Raw genomic sequence first — 5,040 nt, forward strand, 5'->3', positions numbered from 1 at the left:
GGTGCGCTCGCTGGCGCAGCGCAGCGCCGAAGCGGCGCGCGAGATCAAAGGCCTGATCGGTTCCTCGGTCGAGCGCGTCGAGGCGGGCGCCCGCCTGGTCGGCGACGCCGGCGAGACGATGCGCGAAATCGTCGCCGCCGTGCAGCGGGTGACGGACATCATCCAGGAGATCTCTTCGGCCACGCAGGAGCAGAGCACCAGCCTGATCGAAGTCGGCCAGGCCGTGCGGCGCCTGGACGAGGTCACCCAGCAGAACGCGGCGCTGGTCGAGGAATCCTCGGCCGCCTCGGAATCGCTGCGCGAGCAGGCGGGCAGCCTGCAGCACGTGGTCGCGCAATTCCGTCTGCACGGCTGAATCCCGCCCCATCCGGGCGACGGCCGAGCATCAAGTCCCGAAGGCTGACGAGGACACGAAGTTCGTGGAACACGAACTTCGTGTTACCCTGCGGCCTTCATGAAGAACGTCACCGTCACCATGGAAGACAGCGTCGCCGAGTGGGCGAGGCTGGAGGCGGCGCGGCGCAACACCAGCGTCTCGCGGCTGGTCGGCGAGCTCCTCGCCGAGAAGATGCGTCACGACGACGCCTATGAGCGCGCCCTGCAGGACTGGCTGCACCGCGAGCGCACCTGGTCCTCCGACGGCCAGCCCTATCCGGGCCGGGAGCTGCTGTGAGCGCGGGCCTGGAGCTGACCGCCCCGGTGTTCGTGGACACCTCGGTGCTGATCCTGAGCGAGGACGGCGCCGACCCAGGCCGCCGCGCGCAGGCCATGCGCTGGCTGCGCGTGCTGTGGCAGCTGCGTCTGGGCCGCACCTCCAGCCAGGTACTCAACGACTTCTACCGCGCCGTCACCACCCGCATCGCGCCCGCCATGCCCAATGGCGACGCCCGGGCCGAGGTGCGCCGCTACCAGCGCTGGGCGCCGTGGTCGACCGACCATGCCACCGTCGAGTCCGCCTGGTCGCTGGAAAGCCGCTTCGCGCTGCCTTACGCCGATGCGCTGATCGTCGCCGCCGCCAAGGCGCAGGGCTGCGAGACGCTGCTCAGCCTGGCGCTGCCGCACGGCCAGCTCTACGACAGCGTCCTGATCGTCGACCCGCTGCGCGCGCTGCCGGCGGGCGCGGCCTTCGATCCCGATCCCCTCTCCGATACCCCGCCGCCGCTGGCGGTCGCCCCATGAAAGCTGCCCTCGATCGAGCCCTCGGTGTCCTGCGCGACGACCTGCGCGCCATGCACGCCTACGCGGTGCATCCGTCCGCCGGCCTGATCAAGCTGGACGCGATGGAGAACCCCTTCCGGCTGCCCGCCGAGCTGCAGCGGGCGCTGGGCGAGCGCCTGGGCGCGGTCGCGATCAACCGCTATCCCGGCGAGCGCACGCAGGACCTGGCGCGCGCGCTGGCGGCGCACGCCGGCCTGCCGGAGGGCCAGGCGCTGATGCTGGGCAATGGCTCGGACGAACTGATCTCGCTGCTGGCGATGGCCGTCAGCAAGCCGGGCCAGCGCGTCGCCGTGCTGGCGCCTCTGCCCGGTTTCGTCATGTACGGACTGTCCTCGGCCTACCAGCACCTGGACTTCGTCGGCGTGCCGCTGACGGCGGACTTCGAGCTCGACGAAGCGGCGATGCTGGCCGCCATCGCCGAGCACCGGCCCGCCATCGTCTACCTGGCCTATCCGAACAACCCCACCGCCAACCTTTGGGACGACGCCGTCATCGAGCGCATCGCCGAGGCGGCGCCGGGGCTGGTCGTGATCGACGAGGCCTACCAGCCCTTCGCCGCGCGCGACGCGATGGCGCTGATGGCGCGTCATCCGCAGGTGCTGATCATGCGCACGATGAGCAAGTTCGGGCTGGCCGGCGTGCGCATCGGCTACCTGATGGGCCATGCCGAGCTGATCCATCACATCGACAAGCTGCGCCCGCCCTACAACGTCAGCGTGCTGAACGCGGAAGCCGGCCTGTTCGCGCTCGAGCATGCGCAGGTCTACGAGCGCCAGGCCGCCGCGCTGCGCGACGGGCGCGCCGCGCTGCAGGCCGCGCTGGCCCGGCTGCCGGGTGTGCGGGCCTACCCGAGCGAGGCCAACATGATCCTGGTGCGCGTGCCCGAGGCCGACCGGCTGCATGCCGACATGAAGGCGCGCGGCGTGCTGGTCAAGAATGTCTCGGGCATGCATCCGCTGCTGGCGGGCTGCCTGCGGCTGACGGTCGGCACGGCCGACGAGAACGCGGCGATGCTGGCGGCGCTCGAAGCCTCGCTCGCCGCGCTGGTTTCCGGCTGATGCCAGACTGGCGCCTGCCGGCAGGTCCCCTGTTTTCCTGATCCCTGTGGAATCCCCATGAGCTCCGAACGCATCGCCGAAGTCCGCCGCGACACCAAGGAAACCCAGATCCGCGTGCGCGTCAACCTGGACGGCACCGGCCAGGCCACGCTGAACACCGGCATCGGCTTCTTCGACCACATGCTCGACCAGATCGCCCGCCACGGGCTGATCGACCTGGACATCGAGGCCAAGGGCGACCTGCACATCGACGGCCACCACACCGTCGAGGACGTCGGCATCACGCTGGGCATGGCGGTAGCGCAGGCGATCGGCGACAAGAAGGGCATCACCCGCTACGGCCACAGCTACGTGCCGCTGGACGAGGCGCTGTCGCGCGTGGTGGTGGACTTCTCCGGCCGTCCGGGGCTGGCGATGGACGTCAAGTTCACCGCCGGATCGGTCGGCGCCTTCGACACGCAGCTGACCTACGAGTTCTTCCAGGGCTTCGTGAATCACGCGCTGGTGTCGCTGCACGTGGACAACCTCAAGGGTCACAACGCGCATCACCAGTGCGAGACGATCTTCAAGGCCTTCGGCCGCGCACTGCGCATGGCGATGACGCCGGATCCGCGCTCGGCCGGCGTGATCCCGTCGACGAAGGGCACGCTGTGAGCGTCATGCCCAGGACGGTCGCCGTCGTCGATTACGGCATGGGCAACCTGCGCTCGGTGTCGCAGGCGGTGATGGCCGCGGCCCAGGACCAGGGCGTGCGGGTGCTCATCACCGCCGAGCCCGACGAGGTCTACGCCGCCGAGCGCATCGTGCTGCCCGGCCAGGGCGCGATGCGCGACTGCATGCGCGAGCTGGAGGGCAGCGGCTTGAAGGAAGCCGTGCTGGACGCCGCCGCGCGCAAGCCGCTGATGGGCGTGTGCGTCGGCATGCAGATGCTGCTGGACCACAGCGAGGAGCAGGACACGCCCGGCCTCGGGCTGATCCCCGGCCGCGTGAAGCGCTTCCGGCTCGAGGGCCGGCTGCAGCCCGACGGCAGCCGCTACAAGGTGCCGCAGATGGGCTGGAACCGCGTGCACCAGACGCGGGCGCATCCGGTCTGGGGCGAGGTGCCCGACGAGAGCTGGTTCTACTTCGTCCACAGCTTCTATGCCGAGACGTCGGACCCGCGCGACAGCGCCGGCCAGAGCGACTACGGCCTGCGCTTTACCTGTGCGGTGGCGCGGGATAACATTTTTGCCACCCAATTCCACCCCGAGAAAAGTGCCGCGTCCGGGCTCGCCCTGTACCGCAATTTCCTGCACTGGACGCCCTGAGGCCTGGCCTCCGGTCCTGCGTCGCACGGCACCTTCTCGAGCGTCCCTCCCTCTCTTCCCCTTCCTCCACCCCTAGCTCCCCGGGCCATGCTGCTGATTCCCGCGATCGACCTGAAAGACGGCAAGTGCGTCCGCCTCAAGCAAGGCGACATGAACGACTCCACGACCTTCGGTGAAGACCCGGCGCAGATGGCGCGACGATGGGTCGACGCCGGCGCGCGTCGCCTGCACCTGGTGGACCTGAACGGCGCCTTCGCCGGCAAGCCGGTCAACGAGGCCGCGATCAAGGCCATCCTGCGCGAGGTCGGCGACGACATCCCGGTGCAGCTGGGCGGCGGCATCCGCGACCTGGACACGATCGAGCGCTACCTGGACGACGGTCTCTCGTACGTGATCATCGGCACCGCGGCGGTGAAGAACCCGGGCTTCCTGAAGGATGCGGCCTCGGCCTTCGGCGGCCACATCATCGTGGGCCTGGACGCCAAGGACGGCAAGGTCGCCACCGACGGCTGGAGCAAGCTGACCGGCCACGAGGTCATCGACCTGGCGAAGAAATTCGAGGATTACGGCATCGAAGGCGTGATCTACACCGACATCGGCCGCGACGGCATGCTCACCGGCATCAACATCGACGCGACGGTGAAGCTGGCGCAGGCGCTGTCCATCCCGGTGATCGCCTCGGGCGGGCTGTCCAACATCGCCGACATCGAGGCGCTGTGCGCGGTCGAGTCCGAAGGCGTGGGCGGCGTGATCTGCGGCCGCGCGATCTACACCGGCGACCTCGACTTCGCCGCGGCGCAGCGTCGCGCCGACGAGCTGAACGGGGGCTGAGCGGTGCTGGCCAAGCGGATCATCCCGTGCCTGGACGTGACCGGCGGTCGCGTCGTGAAGGGCGTCAACTTCGTCGAACTGCGCGATGCGGGCGATCCGGTCGAGATCGCCGCCCGCTACAACGAGCAGGGCGCGGACGAGCTGACCTTCCTGGACATCACCGCCACCAGCGACGGCCGCGACCTGATCCTGCCCATCATCGAGCGCGTGGCCTCGCAGGTCTTCATCCCGCTGACGGTGGGCGGCGGCGTGCGCTCGGTCGCCGATGTGCGGCGGCTGCTGAACGCGGGCGCGGACAAGGTCAGCTTCAACTCCGCCGCGGTGGCCGATCCGGAGCTGATCCGCGCCGCGTCCGACAAGTACGGCGCGCAGTGCATCGTCGTGGCGATCGACGCCAAGCGGCGCCAGAACGCCGACGGCAGCGTCGGCTGGGACGTGTACACGCATGGCGGCCGCAAGAACACCGGCCTGGACGCGATCGAGTGGGCCACGAAGATGGCCGAGCTGGGCGCCGGCGAGATCCTGCTGACCAGCATGGACCGCGACGGCACCCGCAGCGGTTTCGACCTGGCGCTGACGCGCGCGGTGTCGGACGCGGTGAGCGTGCCGGTGATCGCCTCGGGCGG

General features: G+C 69.8%; 8 protein-coding genes. All 8 read left to right on the forward strand.

Translation table 11 applies throughout. The features are described 5' to 3' along the window. A partial coding sequence (locus tag FUT87_RS15345; protein ID WP_255511859.1) for a methyl-accepting chemotaxis protein occupies positions 1-355 on the forward strand: 355 nt, incomplete at its 5' end. Between the two features lie 99 nt (positions 356-454). Beyond that, positions 455-673 (forward strand): CopG family transcriptional regulator, encoded by a 219-nt coding sequence (locus tag FUT87_RS15350; protein ID WP_088408424.1) that lies wholly within the window; start codon positions 455-457, stop codon positions 671-673. Then, a complete protein-coding gene (locus FUT87_RS15355; RefSeq protein WP_255511860.1) occupies positions 670-1,179 on the forward strand; it encodes a PIN domain-containing protein in 510 nt (169 codons plus the stop codon). Before FUT87_RS15350 ends, FUT87_RS15355 begins: the two co-directional genes overlap by 4 nt. Continuing rightward, entirely contained in the window at positions 1,176-2,276 is a 1,101-nt protein-coding gene (gene hisC / locus FUT87_RS15360) for a histidinol-phosphate transaminase (protein WP_147241571.1), read from the forward strand. Before FUT87_RS15355 ends, hisC begins: the two co-directional genes overlap by 4 nt. A gap of 57 nt (positions 2,277-2,333) precedes the next feature. Beyond that, complete coding sequence (hisB, locus tag FUT87_RS15365; RefSeq protein WP_091721233.1) at positions 2,334-2,930, forward strand: imidazoleglycerol-phosphate dehydratase HisB; 597 nt, start codon at positions 2,334-2,336, stop codon at positions 2,928-2,930. Positions 2,931-2,935: 5 nt separating this feature from the next. Continuing rightward, positions 2,936-3,583, forward strand: coding sequence for an imidazole glycerol phosphate synthase subunit HisH (gene hisH, locus FUT87_RS15370; RefSeq protein WP_175538296.1), 648 nt, complete (start codon positions 2,936-2,938; stop codon positions 3,581-3,583). Positions 3,584-3,670: 87 nt separating this feature from the next. Beyond that, the gene (gene hisA / locus FUT87_RS15375) at positions 3,671-4,414 is read left to right on the forward strand and encodes a 1-(5-phosphoribosyl)-5-[(5-phosphoribosylamino)methylideneamino]imidazole-4-carboxamide isomerase (protein ID WP_147241572.1); all 744 of its coding nucleotides are present in this window, start codon (positions 3,671-3,673) and stop codon (positions 4,412-4,414) included. A gap of 3 nt (positions 4,415-4,417) precedes the next feature. Continuing rightward, positions 4,418-5,040, forward strand: a 623-nt coding sequence (hisF, locus tag FUT87_RS15380; protein ID WP_147241573.1) for an imidazole glycerol phosphate synthase subunit HisF, incomplete at its 3' end; no start/stop codon positions are given.

Source organism: Mitsuaria sp. TWR114 (assembly GCF_007997345.1).

What these genes read in the sequence shown, in the direction of transcription:
- FUT87_RS15350 (WP_088408424.1), top strand. Translation starts at nt 455, where the DNA reads ATGAAGAACGTCACCGTCACCATGGAAGACAGCGTCGCCGAGTGGGCG.
- hisA (WP_147241572.1), top strand. Translation starts at nt 3,671, where the DNA reads ATGCTGCTGATTCCCGCGATCGACCTGAAAGACGGCAAGTGCGTCCGC.
- hisH (WP_175538296.1), top strand. Translation starts at nt 2,936, where the DNA reads ATGCCCAGGACGGTCGCCGTCGTCGATTACGGCATGGGCAACCTGCGC.
- hisC (WP_147241571.1), top strand. Translation starts at nt 1,176, where the DNA reads ATGAAAGCTGCCCTCGATCGAGCCCTCGGTGTCCTGCGCGACGACCTG.
- hisB (WP_091721233.1), top strand. Translation starts at nt 2,334, where the DNA reads ATGAGCTCCGAACGCATCGCCGAAGTCCGCCGCGACACCAAGGAAACC.